The sequence below is a fragment of the Streptomyces sp. NPDC001920 genome (assembly GCF_053594495.1).
This window is the reverse complement of the sequence record NZ_JBSFEP010000005.1, coordinates 106,550-123,771: the sequence shown is the minus strand read 5'-3', so window position 1 is coordinate 123,771 and position 17,222 is coordinate 106,550. Positions and strand designations below refer to the sequence as shown.

Annotated in this window: 14 protein-coding genes; 10 read left to right on the top strand and 4 right to left on the bottom strand. The window is 71.5% G+C overall.

Annotation, left to right across the window (positions count from 1 at the left end):
* Positions 1-154: 154 nt before the first annotated feature.
* Positions 155-1,654: an acyl-CoA synthetase gene (locus ACWCPI_RS10145; protein ID WP_451037683.1), complete on the top strand. Its 1,500-nt coding sequence runs from the start codon at positions 155-157 to the stop codon at positions 1,652-1,654.
* A 210-nt stretch (positions 1,655-1,864) separates the two neighbouring features.
* Here the strand turns inward: ACWCPI_RS10145 and paaK are convergent, their stop codons facing one another.
* On the bottom strand, positions 1,865-3,205 hold the full coding sequence (gene paaK, locus ACWCPI_RS10140; RefSeq protein ID WP_451037682.1) for a phenylacetate--CoA ligase PaaK: 1,341 nt from the start codon (positions 3,203-3,205) through the stop codon (positions 1,865-1,867).
* 198 nt (positions 3,206-3,403) lie between these two features.
* Here paaK and ACWCPI_RS10135 point away from each other — a divergent pair, with 198 nt between their 5' ends.
* From ACWCPI_RS10135 to ACWCPI_RS10125, 3 genes are all read left to right on the top strand, one after another.
* On the top strand, positions 3,404-4,261 hold the full coding sequence (locus ACWCPI_RS10135) for an alpha/beta fold hydrolase (protein WP_451037681.1): 858 nt from the start codon (positions 3,404-3,406) through the stop codon (positions 4,259-4,261).
* Positions 4,262-4,393: 132 nt separating this feature from the next.
* Positions 4,394-4,879, top strand: a complete 486-nt coding sequence (locus tag ACWCPI_RS10130; RefSeq protein ID WP_451037680.1) for a cation:proton antiporter regulatory subunit — start codon at positions 4,394-4,396, stop codon at positions 4,877-4,879.
* A 6-nt stretch (positions 4,880-4,885) separates the two neighbouring features.
* On the top strand, positions 4,886-6,160 hold the full coding sequence (locus ACWCPI_RS10125) for a cation:proton antiporter (RefSeq protein WP_451037679.1): 1,275 nt from the start codon (positions 4,886-4,888) through the stop codon (positions 6,158-6,160).
* Positions 6,161-6,443: 283 nt separating this feature from the next.
* Here the strand turns inward: ACWCPI_RS10125 and ACWCPI_RS10120 are convergent, their stop codons facing one another.
* Together ACWCPI_RS10120 and ACWCPI_RS10115 are read right to left on the bottom strand one after the other, a co-directional pair.
* Positions 6,444-8,594: a sulfatase gene (locus ACWCPI_RS10120; RefSeq protein WP_451037678.1), complete on the bottom strand. Its 2,151-nt coding sequence runs from the start codon at positions 8,592-8,594 to the stop codon at positions 6,444-6,446.
* Between the two features lie 116 nt (positions 8,595-8,710).
* Positions 8,711-10,339 carry an acyl-CoA synthetase gene (locus ACWCPI_RS10115; RefSeq protein WP_451037677.1) on the bottom strand — a complete coding sequence of 543 codons (1,629 nt, stop codon included), beginning with the start codon at positions 10,337-10,339 and terminating at the stop codon, positions 8,711-8,713.
* Between the two features lie 177 nt (positions 10,340-10,516).
* Between ACWCPI_RS10115 and ACWCPI_RS10110 the strand changes: the two genes are divergently transcribed.
* From ACWCPI_RS10110 to ACWCPI_RS10085, 6 genes are all read left to right on the top strand, one after another.
* Entirely contained in the window at positions 10,517-11,317 is an 801-nt protein-coding gene (locus ACWCPI_RS10110) for a crotonase/enoyl-CoA hydratase family protein (protein ID WP_451037676.1), read from the top strand.
* Positions 11,318-11,506: 189 nt separating this feature from the next.
* Positions 11,507-12,487 (top strand): Zn-ribbon domain-containing OB-fold protein, encoded by a 981-nt coding sequence (locus tag ACWCPI_RS10105; RefSeq protein ID WP_451037675.1) that lies wholly within the window; start codon positions 11,507-11,509, stop codon positions 12,485-12,487.
* Positions 12,484-13,533: a thiolase domain-containing protein gene (locus ACWCPI_RS10100; protein ID WP_451037674.1), complete on the top strand. Its 1,050-nt coding sequence runs from the start codon at positions 12,484-12,486 to the stop codon at positions 13,531-13,533. The genes ACWCPI_RS10105 and ACWCPI_RS10100 overlap by 4 nt, the downstream gene beginning before the upstream one ends.
* Complete coding sequence (locus ACWCPI_RS10095; protein WP_451037673.1) at positions 13,530-14,696, top strand: thiolase domain-containing protein; 1,167 nt, start codon at positions 13,530-13,532, stop codon at positions 14,694-14,696. The genes ACWCPI_RS10100 and ACWCPI_RS10095 overlap by 4 nt, the downstream gene beginning before the upstream one ends.
* Positions 14,697-14,806: 110 nt before the next feature.
* Positions 14,807-15,052, top strand: a complete 246-nt coding sequence (locus ACWCPI_RS10090) for a DUF397 domain-containing protein (RefSeq protein WP_388795861.1) — start codon at positions 14,807-14,809, stop codon at positions 15,050-15,052.
* Positions 15,053-15,230: 178 nt separating this feature from the next.
* On the top strand, positions 15,231-16,136 hold the full coding sequence (locus tag ACWCPI_RS10085) for a universal stress protein (protein WP_451037672.1): 906 nt from the start codon (positions 15,231-15,233) through the stop codon (positions 16,134-16,136).
* A gap of 16 nt (positions 16,137-16,152) precedes the next feature.
* Here the strand turns inward: ACWCPI_RS10085 and ACWCPI_RS10080 are convergent, their stop codons facing one another.
* Positions 16,153-17,076, bottom strand: coding sequence for a phosphotransferase (locus ACWCPI_RS10080; protein WP_451037671.1), 924 nt, complete (start codon positions 17,074-17,076; stop codon positions 16,153-16,155).
* Positions 17,077-17,222: the final 146 nt, after the last annotated feature.

Here is a 17,222-nt window from a genome sequence, read left to right as displayed (position 1 = left end):
TGGCTGCGCTCCATGTGGCCCGAACCTATGTGGCCCGACCCCATGTGGCCCGACCCCATGTGGTCGCGCCCCATGCGGTCCCGCCCGAGCCACCGCCGTGGTGTCCTGCGTCGTGCTTGACCTGTCCCCGGCGCCGCACCGAGGATCATGTGCCATGACGCCTGCACACGGCAGCACGGTCGACGGGGTGCTGCGCCGCACCGCCCGTCGCACCCCGGCGCGCGTCGCGCTCGACTACCGCGACCGCTCTTGGACCTACGAGGAACTCGACGAGGCCGTCTCGCGTGCGGCGAGCGTCCTGCTCGACCAGGGGCTCGCCCCGGGCGACCGGATCGGCGCCTACGGCCACAACTCGGACGCCTACCTGATCGCCTTTCTCGCCTGCGCCCGCGCGGGACTGGTCCACGTCCCCGTCAACCAGAACCTCACCGGCGACGATCTCGCCTACATCGTCGGCCAGTCCGGCAGCTCCCTGATCCTCGCCGACCCGGATCTGTCGGACCGGCTCCCGGACGGAGTCCCCGCGCTGCCGTTGCGCGACGCCGACGACTCACTGCTGGCGCGGCAGGTCACGGCCCCCGTGCACGACGGCCCGGAGCCGCGCGGCGAGGATCTGGTGCAACTGCTCTACACCTCGGGCACGACGGCCCTGCCCAAGGGCGCGATGATGACCCACCGAGCCCTGGTCCACGAGTACCTGAGCGCGATCACCGCCCTCGACCTGAGCGCCGGCGACCGCCCCGTCCACGCACTGCCGCTGTACCACTCGGCCCAGATGCACGTGTTCCTCATGCCGTACCTGGCAGTGGGTGCGACGAACACCATCCTGGACGCTCCCGACGGCGACCGGCTCTTCGACCTGATCGAGACGGGCCGCGTGGACAGCCTGTTCGCCCCGCCGACGGTGTGGATCGGGCTCGCGGGCCGGCCCGACTTCGCGAGCCGCGACCTCGACGGGCTGCGCAAGGCGTACTACGGCGCCTCGATCATGCCGGTGCCGGTCCTGGAGCGGCTGCGTGAGCGGTGGCCGAAGCTGGCCTTCTACAACTGCTTCGGCCAGAGCGAGGTCGGCCCGCTCGCCACGGTTCTGGCCCCCGACGAGCACAAGGGCCGCATGGACTCCTGCGGCCGTACCGTCCTCTTCGTGGACGCCCGGGTGGTCGACGAGAACGGCCAAGAGGTACCCGACGGCACACCGGGTGAGATCGTGTACCGCTCCCCGCAACTGTGCGAGGGCTACTGGGACAAGCCCGAGGAGACCGCCGAGGCGTTCCGGGACGGCTGGTTCCACTCCGGCGACCTCGCCGTGCGGGACGCGCACGGCTACTTCACCATCGTCGACCGGGTGAAGGACGTCATCAACTCCGGTGGCGTCCTGGTCGCCTCGCGCGAGGTCGAGGACGCCTTGTACACGCACCCGGGCGTCGCCGAGGCCGCCGTGATCGCGCTGCCCGACGAGCGGTGGATCGAGACCGTCACGGCGGTCGTCGTCGCGCGCGGTGAGGTGACCGGGCCCGAACTGATCGACCACGCCAGAAAGAAGCTCGCCCACTTCAAGGCGCCGAAGCGGGTGGTGTTCGTGGACGAGCTCCCCCGCAACGCGAGCGGGAAGATCCTCAAGAGGGAACTGCGGGACCGGTTCGCAGGCGGCTAGGGGGTGCTGCGAAAGTCCCGCTCAGCACCCGCGGCGCCCGGCACGCTCCCCCGCTGCCTGAAGGGCGTGGGAGGTGCCCCCACCGGCCGCACCGGGCGAAGACCCGAGCACATCCGGTACGAGGGTCTTCGTCCGGCACGCCGAGGGCACGCACCGGACACCGCAGGCACCGCGGCTCGGCACCGCACGGGACTGCCGCGAACAGCACACCTAGACCGTCCTGGACGGACCCGAGCTGTGCCGGCCACGGTCGGTCCCGCGCGGCCGCAGGTCCTCGATCCGTCGGATCTTTCCCACGGAACGCTCCAGGGACTCCGGCTCGACGATCTCCACGGCGACCGACACCCCGATGCCGTCCTTGACCGCGGCCGTGATGGCCCGCGCGGCCGCGTCCCGGGTCTCGGGTGTCGCGTCGGGGCGGGCTTCCGCCCGTACGGTCAGGGCGTCGAGCCGGCCCTCGCGGGTGAGGCGCAGCTGGAAGTGGGGCGCGACTCCCGGAGTGCGCAGCACGATCTCCTCGATCTGCGTCGGGAAGAGGTTCACCCCGCGCAGGATCACCATGTCGTCGCTGCGGCCGGTCACCTTCTCCATCCGTCGGAACACCCGCGCCGTGCCCGGCAGCAGCCGCGTCAGGTCCCGGGTCCGGTACCGCACGATCGGCATCGCCTCCTTGGTGAGCGAGGTGAAGACCAGTTCCCCCTCCTCGCCGTCGGGCAGCACCTCACCGCTGATCGGATCGACGACCTCCGGAAAGAAGTGGTCCTCCCACACATGGAGCCCGTCCTTGCTCTCCACGCACTCCTGCGCGACCCCCGGCCCGATCACCTCGGACAACCCGTATATGTCGACGGCGTCGATCGCGAAGCGTTCCTCGATCTCCTGACGCATCCGCTCCGTCCAGGGCTCGGCGCCGAAGATGCCGACACGCAGGGACGTGCTGCGCGGATCGACGCCCTGCCGCTCGAACTCGTCGAGGATCGTGAGCATGTACGACGGCGTCACCATGATGACCTCGGGCCCGAGATCCTGGATCAGCTGGACCTGACGGGCGGTCATGCCACCGGACGCGGGGATGACCGTGCAGCCCAGCCGCTCCGCCCCGTAGTGTGCGCCGAGCCCACCGGTGAACAGCCCATAGCCGTAAGCCACATGCACCCTGTCCCCGGGACGGCCGCCCGCCGCCCGGATGGAGCGCGCCACCATGTCCGACCACACGGACAGGTCGGCGTCCGTGTAGCCGACGACCGTGGGACGTCCGGTGGTGCCGCTGGAGGCATGGATGCGGCGAATACGGTCCTGGGGTACGGCGAACATGCCGTACGGGTAGTTCTCGCGCAGGTCGGCCTTCGTGGTGAACGGGAAACGGGCCAGGTCGGTGAGTGAACGGCAGTCCTCGGGCCGTACGCCGGCCTTGTCGAAGGATTCCCGGTAGAAGGGCACGTTGTCATAGGCGTGCCGCAGCGACGTGCGCAGCCGCTCCAACTGCAGTGCCCGCAGGGCTTTTGGGGTGAGCCGTTCCCCCGCGTCCAGCAGCTCCGTCGCATCCGCCATGGGGGCTTCTCCCTCGCCGACCGCACCAATCCGGACGACCGATCATTCGGTCAGGGTGTCCGGGATCAGTAATCCAGGTGGGAGTTGATCAGGCAAGAGGGTGGCCTGCACTTTCACTCACCGAGAACTCCGGCTCGTCCGTCCCGGCGTCCGGAACCCCGTTGCCATGGCGGCGGCGGGGTGGCCAAGATCGACGCCATGCCGACCTTCACCGCCGCCGACGGGACCGAGATCGCCTACCGCCTCCGGGGGCGCGGCGCACCACTTGTGGTGCTGCCCGGGGGCCCGATGCGGGCCTCCGCCTACCTCGGGGACCTGGGAGGGCTCACCGCACACCGGCAGCTGGTGCTGCTCGACCTGCGGGGCACCGGGGACTCGGCCGTGCCCGCGGACCCGGCGACGTACCGCTGCGACCACCTGGTGGACGACGTGGAGATGTTGCGGCACCACATGGGTTTGACACACATGGACCTGTTGGCGCACTCCGCGGGCGGGAGCCTGGCCATGCTGTACGCCGCCCGGTACCCACGGCGGGTGTCACGGCTGGCGCTGGTCACCGCCATCCCCTGGGCACTGGGGATGCCCGCCACCGCTGAGGACCGGCTGACCGCCGCTCGGCTCAGGGAGGGCGAGCCGTGGTTCGCGCAGGTGTTCCCGGCGTTCGAGGCATGGCTGAACGGGACGGGCGACTTCACAGCTTCCCTCGCACCCTTCTTCTACGGACGGTGGGACGACGTGGCGCGGGACCACGACGCACGTGGCGACCACGAGTACAACGACGAGGCCGCCGGCATCTACGGCTCCGGCGGCGCCTACGACCCGCCCGCCACCCGCGACGCGCTCGCCCGGCTCGGCGCACCGGTCCTCGTCCTGGCCGGTGCGCTCGACGGGGGCCCGAGCCCGGACCTCGCCCGCCGCACCGCCGACGTCTTCCCGAACGCCGAACTGGCCGTGCAGCCCGGCGCCGGGCACCATCCCTGGCTGGACGACGCCGAGTGGTTCGTCCGGTGTGTCGTCGGGTTCCTGGGCGGAGAGCGTTCGAAGCCGGGGCGGTGAACCGGGATCGACGGGTGCGATCCTCCAGGGAATGTTGCGAAGCATCCCCCAAGGCCCGCGTTCGTCCGGTTCCCCGGCGGATGGTTAGGGTTCGGAGCGGAACCGGACACCTGAACGAGACAGGGGACGACCGTGAGCGCGCCACGCCTGAGCAGCACACCATTGCCCGGCATCGGAGTCCGCTACGACCTCACCACACGCGAACAGCGCCGCCTTTCCGTGGTCGCCCACCGGGACGGAACGCGGACGCTCAGCGCCTACCGGAAGGACGACCCGGACGCGTGCGCGCTGTCGGTACGGCTCAGCTCGGGTGAGGCGGCGACCCTGATCGACGCGCTGATGCCGGCTCACCACAGCCCCAACCTGCTGTCCACCACCGAACTGGGCCTCGTGGCCGAGCGGATCGAGCTCTCCGCCACCTCGCACTGGAACGGACGGCTGCTGGGCGAGACCCGCATGCGCACCGAGACCGGCGTGTCCATCGTGGCCGTGCTGCGCCGCGCCGAGGCCATCCCCTCACCGACGCCCGACTTCCGGCTGGCCGGCGGCGACACCCTCATCGTGATCGGCACCCGCGAGGGCGTGGAGTCCGCCGCCGCGATACTCGGGCGGGAGTGAGCCACGATGCACTCCTCCGCGGTCTTCCTCATCGAATTCGGCGCGATCATCCTCGGCCTGGGCCTGCTCGGCCGCTTCGCCGCGCGGTTCCGGTTCTCTCCGATCCCCCTGTACCTGCTGGCCGGGCTCGCCTTCGGCAAGGGCGGGCTGCTTCCCCTCGGCGCCAGCGAGGAGTTCGTCGCCATCGGGGCCGAGATCGGGGTGATCCTGCTCCTGCTGATGCTCGGCCTCGAGTACACGGCGAGCGACCTCGTCTCCAACCTCAAGTCCCAGTACCCGGCCGGGCTCGTCGACGCCACGCTGAACGCGCTGCCGGGTGCCGCCATGGCCCTGCTGCTCGGCTGGGGCCCGGTCGCCGCCGTCGTCCTGGCCGGCGTCACCTGGATCTCGTCCTCCGGCGTCATCGCCAAGGTCCTCGGCGACCTCGGGCGGCTCGGGAACCGCGAGACCCCGGTCGTACTGAGCATCCTGGTCCTCGAAGACCTGTCCATGGCCGTCTACCTGCCGATCGTCACCGCCCTGCTCGCCGGTGCCGGTCTCGCCGCGGGCAGTGCCACCCTCGCCATCGCGCTCGGCGTCGCCGGACTCGTCCTGCTGCTCGCGGTGCGCTTCGGCCGGCACATCTCCCGCTTCGTCTCCAGCGACGACCCCGAGAAGCTGCTGCTGGTCGTACTCGGCCTCACCCTGGTCGTGGCCGGGCTCGCGCAGCAACTCCAGGTCTCCGCCGCCGTAGGGGCCTTCCTCGTCGGCATCGCCCTGTCCGGCGAGGTGGCGGAGGGCGCCTACAACCTCCTTGCGCCGCTGCGGGATCTGTTCGCCGCGGTCTTCTTCGTCTTCTTCGGACTGCACACCGACCCCGCGAGCATCCCGCCCGTGCTGCTGCCCGCGCTCGCCCTGGGTGTGGTCACCGCCATGACGAAGATCGCCACCGGCTACTGGGCCGCCCGGCGCGCCGGGATCTCCGTGAAGGGACGCTGGCGCGCGGGCGGCACGTTGGTGGCCCGCGGCGAGTTCTCCATCGTCATCGCCGGGCTGGCCGTCACCGCCGGCATCGAGCCGTCACTGGGTCCCCTGGCCACGGCCTACGTCCTCGTCCTGGTGATCCTCGGCCCGCTGACCGCCCGCTACACGGAGCCTGTGGCGATGCGTCTGACGCATCGTCTGCGCAAGCCCGCGCCGACGGACCGGACGGTGGGGGAGGGAGGCGAGCCCGAGGTCGCGCTGCCGGTGGACCCGCCGCACGAAGCGGTGGAGGGCCAGGGCGTGGTCGGCAGGCCCTGACAGGGCCGTCGCTTCCGCTTCGCTCCGAGTCGGACAGGCCGTCGGGTACGTGGCGAACGGACAGCCGGGTGTGCGTCGCGTCGTCTCCCCGGCTGTCCGCCGGAACAGGCGGGTGGGGAGTGGCACCAGTGGTGGTCGTGGCGCGCGGCGGACAGAGCCGTGCGCGGCGCCGCTCAAACCGCGGCGCCGCTCAAACCGCGCGACGCTCATACCGCGCGACGCTCATACCGCGGCGACGCTCGTACCGCGGCGACGACGGTCCGCGGGCTCCGCGACACCCGGCTCAACCCGTCGCTGGTCCGTACGCCGTCATGAAGCGGTCGCGGAAGCGGTCCATGCCCCAGGTCGGGGCGTTCTGGGCGGGCTTGAGACCGTCGGTCCAGTTCCAGTCGGCGATCCTGTCCAGAACCTTCTGGTCCCGAGCGACGATGGTGACGGGAACGTCCTTGCTCGTGCTGCCCGCGGTGACGGTCGGGACGGGCTGGTGGTCGCCGAGGAAGACGAGGACCGTGTCGTCGGTGCCGTAGCGCTCGACCCATTCGGTGAGGCTGTGCAGTGAGTACTCGATGGCCCGGCGGTACTCGGTGCGAACCCGCTCGGGGTCCTTCCAGACCTCGGCGGGGTTCGTTCCCTCCTTCTTGATCTGGTGGAAGACCGACCCGTCACCGAGGTCGTCCCAGTCGATCATCCTGGCGATGGGGGACCAGGGGTTGTGGCTGGAGGCCAGGATGATCTCCGCCATGATCGGCTCGCGGTTCTTCTTGCCGTGCTCCAGACGCTGGAAGGCCTCCAGGCTGAACTGGTCCGGCACGGGCGTCCAGCTGAAGTACGGGCCGTGGTAGCCCAGATGCTCGGAGTCGTAGATGTGGTCCAGGGCGAAGTACTTCCCCTCCGGCCACGCCCGTCGCACGCCCGGCACGATGCCGACCGTGCGCCACGCGCCGGTCTTGCGGAAATAGCTGTTCAGCGTGGCGCGGTCGCTCGTGGTCAGGCTCCGGTACCGCTGCTGGTTCTTGATCCAGAGACCGGACAGGAAGGTGGAGTGCGCCAGCCAGCTGCCGGCCCCGGTGACCGGGGACCGCAGCCACGCGCTGCGTGACTGGAACCCGGCGGCCTTGAGGTTGCTGGTGCCCTCTTTGAGCGCCGCGTCGATCTGCGGGGCCATCGCCGGGTCGTCGATCGCGACACGACCGTAGCTCTCGATGAACGTGAACAGCACGTCCTTGCCGCGCAGCCCCGTCAGCAACTGGTCCGGCGGTGTCTTGGCGAAGGCGTCCACGGCCGCCTGCTTCTGGAAGACGCGTCCGTCCTCCAGGCCCGCGCGCACCTGTTCGACACGGTTGTCGACCAACTCGGCGTTGCCCTTGGTGGCCAGCGGCACGCCGGTGATCTGGATGCCCAGGGTCATGCAGGTGATCCAGGCGGTGCCGGCGATCAACGTGGTGCGGGTGGCGACGGCGCGGTGCCGGACCATCAGGTTCGTCACCCGCACCATCGCCAGCGTCATCAGGACGAGTACGGCGGCCATCAGGACGATCACCCCGACCACCGCGAGGACCTGACCGGTCCGCCCGAAGGACTCCCGGACGAACTCCGCCGCGTCGTCGAGCAGGATCCAGTCCAGGACGAGGTCGAAGGGGCGGGCGAGCACCTGGTAGAAGCCCATGTCGACGAACTTCACAACGGTGAGGAGCCCGAGGAGCGCCCCGGCGACCACCGCCACCGGGCGCCGTGCTCGCGCGGGCAGCGCCAGCAGCAGGCCCGCCAGCAGGATCCCTTCGGCCGGCAGACGGAAGAACGCCTCGGGGCCGAGCCGTTCGAGGCGGTTGGGTACGAGGAGCGCGAAGAGCAGGAGCGCACCGGCCAGGACCGTCGTGCCGACGGTGACGCCGCGGGCGGTACGGGGGTGACGGCGCCGCCAGCCGAACCAGCCGGACCGCTCCGCGGGTGGGGCCGCCTCGGAGCCGCCGGTGGCCTCGGCCGTCTCGGCGTGACCGGAGGTCTCCGGGGCCGCGGCGGCGTCGTCCGGCTCCACCGCCTTGCCGGGGCGGTCTGCGTCGACCGCCCCGACGGCCGGCCGGCCGCCGTCGGCGCCTTCGCTCTCCTTGCGGGGGCCGTCTGTCCCAGCCGCCTCACCGCCATCGGCGGCGGCATCGGCACCACCGCCCGTGCCGCCCGCCCCGCCCGGGACCGCCGCGCCGCCCGTGCCGCCCGCGCCGCCCGGGACCGCCGCGCCGCCCCTGTCCCCGGGATCGTCCGCCCGGACCGCAGCCCCGCTGCCGGGCCCCTCACGCACCTCGCCCGTGTCGCCGGCCTCGGCCGCCGCTGTCGTGTCGCCCGCCTCGACCGCCCCGGCGTCGGCCCCGTCGGCCGCCCCTGTCGGCCTCGCTCCTTGCGACGACTGCGTTGCGTGCTGCGTTGCCTCCTGCGACACCCGGAGGTCCTCCTGTGCGGTCTTGCGATGGCATGGCGAACAGCGCCCGTCGAGCGGGCCTGCCACCACAGGTACGTCCGCACGTCACCTTAGGTTCAATCGGGGCTGACCGGAATTCACCGGTCCGCCGCCACCGCCACCTTCCGCGCCCAGCGGTAGTCCGCCTTGCCGCTGGGGGAGCGCCGGATCGAGTCCGTGATCACCAGCTGGCGCGGGATCTTGTACCCCGCGAGATGGGAGCGGCAGTGTGACTGGATGTCCTCCAGGGACGGCCGTAGCGCACCGGCGCGCAACTGCACCACGGCCGCCACGTGGTGGCCCCACGTGGCGTCCGGCACCCCCGCCACCAGCGCGTCGTACACGTCGGGGTGGGACTTGAGCGCCTGCTCGACCTCTTCCGGGTACACCTTCTCGCCCCCGGTGTTGATGCACTGTGAGCCCCGGCCCAGCACGGTGACGACACCGTCCTCGTCGACGGTGGCCATGTCACCGAGGAGCACCCAGCGCTCGCCGTCCTTCTCGAAGAACGTCTCGGAGGTCTTCCGAGGGTCGTTGTAGTAGCCGAGCGGAACGTGACCGCACTGCGCGACCCGCCCCACCTCACCCACCGCGACCGGCTCGTGCGTGGCCGGGTCCACGACCTGCGTACGGGAGTTGACGCGTATACGGAAGCCGCGCTCAGGGCCGGAGTCCTCGGTGGCGGTGCCGTTGAAACCGGACTCCGACGAGCCGAAGTTGTTCAGCAGCACTACGTTCGGAACCAGTTCCTGGAACTGCCGGCGCACCGTGTCCGACATGATCGCCCCGGACGACGACACGCTGAACATCGACGAGCAGTCCGTGCCCTTCATGGCCCCGTTCAGGGCGTCGACCAGCGGTCGCAGCATCGCGTCGCCGACCAGCGACATGCTGGTGACCTTCTCCTTCTCGACCGTGCGCAGGACCTCATGCGGCGCGAACTTGCGGTGGATCACGACGCGCTGGCCGAAGTTGAAGCCGATGAAGGCCGTCAGCGTGGACGTCCCGTGCATCAGCGGGGCGGTGGGGAAGAAGGTGATCCCGTCGCCGCCCGCGGCCACCCGCTCGGCCAGTTCCTCCGGCCTCTTCACCGGCTCCCCGGTGGGGGCACCGCCGCCCAGCCCCGAGAAGAACAGGTCCTCCTGGCGCCACATCACGCCCTTGGGCATCCCGGTGGTGCCGCCGGTGTAGATGATGAACTGGTCGTCGCCCGACCGGGCCGGGAACCCCCGCTCGGGCGACCCGCCGGCCTCGGCGTCCTCGAACGCGACGGCGGGCACGGACGGGGCATCCGGGGCGTCCGTCGCCGCGGCGCCCACCCGCACCAGATGCCGCAGCCCCTCCACCCGGGGCAGCGCCGCCGCCACCCGGTCCGTGAACTCGGTGTCGAAGACCAGGGCCACCAGATCGGCGTCCCGGTAGAGGTACACCAACTCCTCCTCGACGTAGCGGTAGTTGACGTTGACCGGAACGATCCGCGCCTTGAGGCAGGCCAGCACCGTCTGCAGGTACTCGACGCCGTTGTAGAGGTGGAGTCCGAGGTGCTCGCCGGGGCGTATCCCGCTGTCGATCAGGTGGTGGCCGATGCGGTTGGCGGCCTCGTCCAGCTCCGCGTACGTCAGCCGGCGCTCCGCGCCCGTGCCGGGGTGGTCGACGTACACGAGCGCCTCACGGCCGGGAACCGCGTCGACCACCGACTCGAACAGGTCGGCAAGGTTGTACTCCACCGCTCCTCCTGACCTCGGCAGGGCCTGGCTCCTTGACGGTTCGCCGGTCATCAGAGCAAAGGGCGGCACAACTGTGAAGGCTCTGCGCAAAAGAATCTGACTGCCTGTCAGAAAACCCTTGAAGTGCTCTCCCGCCTACTGCAACCTGTTCTCGTTCTGTCAGAGGGGAGACGGCTCATGGGTGGGACGGAACACCTCACGGTGCGGCGCGAGGGCGCCACGCTGGTGCTCACGCTCAACAGGCCGCAGGCGAAGAACGCGCTCTCGTTGCCGATGCTGGTCGGTCTGTACGACGGCTGGGTCGAGGCCGACGCCGACGACTCGATCCGCTCGATCGTCTTCACCGGCGCGGGCGGCTGCTTCTGCGCCGGAATGGACCTCAAGGCACTCGCGGGCGACGGCATGGCCGGGGAGCGGTACCGCGACCGCCTCAAGGCCGATCCGGACCTGCACTGGAAGGCCATGCTGCGCCACCACCGCCCGCGCAAGCCGGTGATCGCCGCCGTCGAGGGGTACTGCGTCGCGGGCGGCACCGAGATGCTCCAGGGCACCGACATCCGCGTCGCCGGCGAGTCCGCCACCTTCGGCCTGTTCGAGGTCAGACGCGGGCTCTTCCCGATCGGCGGCTCCACGGTCCGCCTCCAGCGCCAGATCCCCCGCACCCACGCTCTGGAGATGCTGCTCACCGGCCGCCCCTACAGCGCCCGGGAGGCCGCCGGCATCGGCCTGATCGGGCATGTCGTCCCCGACGGCACAGCGTTGGCCAAGGCCCTGGAGATCGCCGAACAGATCAACGCCTGTGGTCCGCTGGCCGTAGAGGCCGTCAAGGCGTCCGTCTACGAGGCCGCCGAGATGACCGAGACCGACGGGCTCGCCGCCGAACTCGAACGCGGGTGGCCGGTCTTCGACACCGCCGACGCCAAGGAAGGCGCCCGCGCCTTCGCGGAGAAGCGGCCGCCGGTCTACAAGCGTGCGTAGGCGCTGCGCCGGCCGGGTCCGGTTCAAAAAACCGCGTGCCGTCTCGCGGCCGGTGGCGCAGACCCTCCGCTCCTGGCCCGTCCGCGAAGCCCGCCCGCCCACGGGCGACCGCAGGGGGCGCGCCGTACCGATTCCGCTCGGTTGCCGTCCACCCCACGCACCCTGACCTTCGCAGGAGGCAAGCCCGCGATGCCCGAAGTCCTCAAAGCGCCGCTCGTCGTCGAGTTCCCCTTCACCCGTTCCCTCGGCCCCGTCCAGAGCGCCTTCCTCACCGGCCTGCGCGAGCGTGTCGTCCTCGGGGTGCGCACCGGCGACGGCCGCACGCTCGTCCCGCCCGTCGAGTACGACCCCGTCACCGCCGAGGAGATCCACGACCTGGTCGAGGTGGCCCCCACGGGCACCGTCACCACCTGGGCCTGGAACCCCGCCCCCCGCCGCGACCAGCCCCTCGACACGCCCTTCGCCTGGGTCCTCGTCCGCCTCGACGGCGCCGACACCGCCCTCCTGCACGCCCTCGACGCCCCCGGCCCCGACGCCGTCCGCACCGGCATGCGCGTACGCGTCCGCTGGGCCGCGGAACGCACCGGTGCCATCACGGACATCGCCTGCTTCGAGCCGTACCAGGACGCCCCCGGCGACCCCGGCAGCGACGGTCCCGGCGACGGCGGCCGGGCCGAAGCGATGCCGCACACCGACGAGTTCGACGACCCGGTCACCGGGACGGTCGCCCCCGCCCGCCTCGACTACACCTATTCACCCGGCCGTGCCCAGTCCGCCTACATCAACGCCCTCGCCGAGAACCGCAACGTCGGCGAACGCTGCCCGTCCTGCCGAAAGGTGTACGTCCCGCCGAGGGGTGCGTGCCCCACATGTGGGGTCCCCACATCGGAACAGGTCGAGGTGGGTCCTCACGGCACGGTCACCACCTTCTGCATCGTCAACATCAAAGCGAAGAACCTCGACATCGAAGTCCCCTACGTCTACGCCCACATCGCTCTCGACGGCGCCGACCTCGCCCTGCACGGCCGGATCGGCGGCATCCCCTACGACCAGGTGCGCATGGGTCTGCGGGTCGAGCCCGTGTGGACGGAAGGCGCCCGCTACCCCGACCACTACCGGCCCACGGGCGAGCCGGACGCGGACTACGACACCTACCGGGAGCTGCTGTGAGCCGTGAGATCGCCGTCGTCGCCTTCGCGCAGACCGACCACCGGCGCACCAGCGAGGAGCTCTCCGAGGTCGAGATGCTCATGCCCGTTCTGCACGACGTGCTCGCGCAGACCGGCCTGAAGACCGCCGACATCGGCTTCACCTGCTCCGGCTCCAGCGACTACCTCGCCGGCCGCGCCTTCTCCTTCACCCTGGCCCTCGACGGCGTCGGCGCCTGGCCGCCGATCTCCGAGTCGCACGTGGAGATGGACGGAGCCTGGGCACTGTACGAGGCATGGACCAAGCTGCTGACGGGGGACGCCGACACGGCACTGGTCTACTCCTACGGCAAGTCGTCACCCGGCCCCCTCCGAGACGTCCTCACCCGCCAGCTCGACCCCTACTACGTGGCCCCCCTCTGGCCCGACTCCGTCGCCCTGGCCGCCCTCCAGGCGCGCGCCCTCGTCGACGCGGGCGACACGGACGAGCCCGCGCTCGCGGCGGTCGCCGCCCGCAGCCGCGCCGACGCCACCACCAACCCCCATGCCCAACTACGAGGTCCGGTGCCGCAGGGGGAGTACGTCGTACGGCCGCTTCGCACCGGAGACTGCCCACCGATCGGTGACGGAGCCGCCGCGGTGATCCTCGCGGCGGGGCAGCGGGCCCGCGAGCTGTGCGCACGGCCCGCCTGGATCCGCGGCATCGACCACCGCATCGAGGCTCACGGCCTGGGCGTCCGTGACCTGACCGACTCGCCCTCGACGCGCCTGGCCGCCGAGAACGCCGGGGTCTTCGAACAGCCCGTCGACACCGCCGAGTTGCACGCGCCGTTCACGTCCCAGGAGGTCGTCCTGCGCAAGGCGCTCGCACTCGACGACAGCGTGCGCGTCAACCCTTCGGGCGGGGCCCTCGCCGCCAACCCGATGATGGCTGCCGGACTCATCCGTCTCGGGGAGGCGGCCGCACGTATCCACCGGGGCGAGTCCGACCGGGCGCTCGCGCACGCCACCTCCGGCCCGTGTCTGCAGCAGAACCTGGTCGCCGTACTGGAAGGGGATCCGCGATGAGCAAGGAACCCGTGGCCGTCGTAGGCGTCGGCCAGACCAAGCACGTCGCGGCACGCCGGGACGTGTCGATCGCCGGGCTCGTCCGCGAGGCGGCACAACGGGCCCTGAACGACGCCGAGTTGAGCTGGCCCGACATCGACGCCGTCGTCATCGGCAAGGCGCCCGACTTCTTCGAGGGCGTGATGATGCCGGAGCTGTACCTCGCCGACGCGCTGGGCGCCGTGGGCAAGCCCATGCTGCGGGTGCACACGGCCGGCTCCGTCGGCGGATCCACCGCCCTCGTCGCCGCCAACCTGGTCGCCGCCCGCGTCCACGGCACCGTGCTGACGCTCGCCTTCGAGAAGCAGTCGGAGTCCAACGCCATGTGGGGGCTGTCCCTGCCCGTCCCGTTCCAGCAGCCCCTGCTGGCCGGCGCGGGAGGCTTCTTCGCCCCGCACGTACGGGCCTACATGCGGCGCAGCGGCGCACCCGACACGGTCGGCTCCCTGGTGGCGTACAAGGACCGGCGCAACGCCCTGAAGAACCCCTACGCCCACCTCCACGAGCACGACATCACCCTGGAGAAGGTGCAGGCCTCGCCCATGCTCTGGGACCCCATCCGCTACTCCGAGACCTGCCCGTCCTCCGACGGCGCCTGCGCGATGGTCCTCACCGACCGTGCCGGAGCCGCCCGTGCGCCCGGCCCGCCCGCCTGGGTGCTCGGCGGCGCCATGCGCAGCGAGCCCACCATGTTCGCCGGCAAGGACTTCGTCTCTCCCCAGGCCGGCAAGGACTGCGCGGCCGACGTGTACCGGCAGGCCCAGATCGCCGACCCGCGCCGTGAGATCGACGGCGCCGAGATCTATGTGCCGTTCTCCTGGTACGAGCCCATGTGGCTGGAGAACCTCGGCTTCGCCGCGGAGGGCGAGGGCTGGAAGCTCACCGAGTCCGGGGTCACCGAACTCGACGGCGACCTGCCCGTCAACATGTCGGGCGGCGTGCTGTCCACCAACCCCATCGGAGCCTCCGGGATGATCCGCTTCGCCGAGGCCGCCCTGCAGGTGCGCCGACGCGCCGGGGAGCACCAGATGGAGCGGGCCCGCAAGGTGCTCGGGCACGCCTACGGCGGCGGTTCGCAGTTCTTCTCCATGTGGCTCGTGGGCTCCGAGCCCCCGGACACCTGAGCCGGCCGCGGTGGGGACCACTTGCGCAAAGGTCCCCCTCGCGTGGCCTGTCGGCACCCGGAACCGATCGCTAGGCTGGCCGCGGACGACGAACCGGGAGGAGCACGGACGTGGCCGAGAGCACCACCATCCAGCAGCAGCCGCTCACGGGCTGGGACAAGCCGGAACTGGACCTCAGCAACGCCGACTGGCACTCGAGCAGTCGCGGCCTGGGCGATGTCCAGATCGCCTTTGTCGAGGGATTCATCGCGATGCGCAACAGCGACCGCCCACAGAGCCCGTCCCTGATCTTCACACCCGCCGAATGGGGTGCCTTCGTGTCGAATGCACGGGAGGGCGAGTTCGACCTGACGTGAGACGCGGCCACAGGTGGGCCGGCGGGCAGGGCCCGCGCGCCGGCCGCCACCGCCCGGCCGATCCGGGTGTGTTCCGCCCGTTTTTCCGGACACGCGACCGCAGAACCCCCCTGGGGCCGACGCCTGAGCGAGGCTGGCGACGGGAGGGGCAAGGTCGTACTCCGGAGGTGAGGAACCCATGAGCACCCTGCCGGTCATCGTGGCGGTCGATGGCTCCGACGACAGCCTGGTCGCCCTGGACTGGGCCTTCGACACCGCCCTGGTGCTCGGGGCGCCGCTGCGAGTGGTCCATGTGCAGCAGTTCCCCGCCTGGGCCAGGCCCGACGTGCTGCCCGCGGGACGCCCCGTACCGGAGGACGACCCGGTGCTCGACCACGTGGGCCGGTACCTGGCGGGACGGGCCGAGCGGCCGGAGCTGCGGTACGTCGCCCTTGAGGGCGCGCCCGGCGCGGTGTTGTCCGAACTGGGCACCGAAGCCGAGCTGTTGGTGCTCGGATCCCGGGGGCGCGGCGGCTTCGCCGGCCTGCTGCTCGGCTCGACCGGCATGGCCGCCGCACGCGACGCGCAGTGCCCGGTCGTCGTGGTGCCCAAACCGGGACGTCAGGTACCCGAGGACATGCCGGTCGAGCCGGGGCCGCGCGTCGTGGTCGGGCTTCAGGTCGACAGCCCCGACGAGGCCACGCTGGCCTTCGCCTTCACCCAGGCCGCCCTGCGCGGCGCCTGGCTCCAGGTCGTCGCCGCCTACTCGTGGCCCGCGCACATCTGGACGGCGGCCCCCGCCCAGATCATGCCGCCGGCCGTGGACCAGGACGCCGTCGAGCAGGACACCCGCGCCCTCGCCGAGGGCTTCCTCGCCCCGCACCGGGCACGGCACCCGGAGGTCCACGCCGAGCCGTACATCGCCCCCGGCGACGCCGCCGGCCATCTGGTCGCCGCGTCGAAGGACGCACACCTGGTCGTGGTGGGCCGTCACCGGCGTCGCCTGCTGGCCCCCGCCCGCATGATGGGCACGGTGGCGCAGGCGGTCCTGCTGCACGCCGCGAGCCCGGTGGCGGTGGTGCCGCCCGCGCCGCCGCAGGAGTGACGGCCGCCCGAGCAGATCAGGCGATACCGAACCAAGCCTCGGCCAGGGACGGCAGCGTGCCGTCGGCAGGTTCCCCCAGCTCCCTCAAGTACCACGGGAGATTGCTGTACACGTGCAGCAAGGTGTACGCGAGCACCTCGGCCGGGTCGAAGGGCTTGCCGTACGACCCGGTGAGACGGGCCAGCAGCCGTGGGTCGCCGCGGGTGACGAACAGGCCCACCCCGACGAAGTCGTACGCCCGGTCCCCGATCATGGCGGGCTCGAAGTCGAACAGGCCGGTCAGCCGCCAGCCGTCGGGATCGACCAGGAAGTGCTGCCGCATGACCTCGGTGTGCAACAGCGAACCCTGCGGAGCCCGGGGCAGCGGCACCGAGGCGAGGAAGTCGGGGATCTGCTCCAGCCAGGCGGCGGACAACCCGTGTCCGTGCTGCTGCGCCACGGCCCCGGCCCGCTGCCGGTCCACGAAGGCGCCCCAGTCCCCGGGGCCCAGGACGTCGTCGAGCGGCGTGGCGTCGAGCCCGTGCAGCACGGCGAGGGCCTCACCGATCTCGGTGACCAGCCGCTCACGGTCGGCGGACGGGACGCGGTCCCAGGCGCCGGCCAGGTTCTCACCGCGCAGCCGGGACATCAGCACGTACCGCCAGCCGTTCTCGTACGTGCCGGCGTCGCGCACGTGCGGAGTCGGTACCGGCAGCAGCCCCTGGACGTGCGTCAGGACGCGCCCCTCGGCCTCGCCGTCCCGTGCGGCCGCCGAAGGGAACAGCTTGAGGACGTGTTCGTCGCCCACGGCGTAGACCGGTTGCGAGCCCTCCGGGAAGCGCGCCAGCGGGAGGCCGCCCAGACCGAGGCGGGCGCACAGGTCCTCCGCTCCGGGGCGCATCACCGTCTCGTCGGGGACGACAGCGTCCCATTCCTCGTCTGTTTCCACCGGAGGCAGCATGATCGGGACCGTAGGACGGCAGGCTGCCGCCGGCAAGGGAGTTTCCCGGCGCCCGGCGGCCCGACGGGGGCAGCCGAGTGCCCGTTCCCCGGGCCCGGGAGCGGTCCTCCGGCCGATGCCCGCACGTCACGGAACACCCCCGGCCA

Coding starts and splice junctions, on each gene's coding strand:
- ACWCPI_RS10145 (WP_451037683.1), top strand. CDS start 155: ATGACGCCTGCACACGGCAGCACGGTCGACGGGGTGCTGCGCCGCACC.
- paaK (WP_451037682.1), bottom strand. CDS start 3,205: ATGGCGGATGCGACGGAGCTGCTGGACGCGGGGGAACGGCTCACCCCA.
- ACWCPI_RS10135 (WP_451037681.1), top strand. CDS start 3,404: ATGCCGACCTTCACCGCCGCCGACGGGACCGAGATCGCCTACCGCCTC.
- ACWCPI_RS10125 (WP_451037679.1), top strand. CDS start 4,886: ATGCACTCCTCCGCGGTCTTCCTCATCGAATTCGGCGCGATCATCCTC.
- ACWCPI_RS10110 (WP_451037676.1), top strand. CDS start 10,517: ATGGGTGGGACGGAACACCTCACGGTGCGGCGCGAGGGCGCCACGCTG.
- ACWCPI_RS10105 (WP_451037675.1), top strand. CDS start 11,507: ATGCCCGAAGTCCTCAAAGCGCCGCTCGTCGTCGAGTTCCCCTTCACC.
- ACWCPI_RS10095 (WP_451037673.1), top strand. CDS start 13,530: ATGAGCAAGGAACCCGTGGCCGTCGTAGGCGTCGGCCAGACCAAGCAC.
- ACWCPI_RS10085 (WP_451037672.1), top strand. CDS start 15,231: ATGAGCACCCTGCCGGTCATCGTGGCGGTCGATGGCTCCGACGACAGC.
- ACWCPI_RS10080 (WP_451037671.1), bottom strand. CDS start 17,076: ATGCTGCCTCCGGTGGAAACAGACGAGGAATGGGACGCTGTCGTCCCC.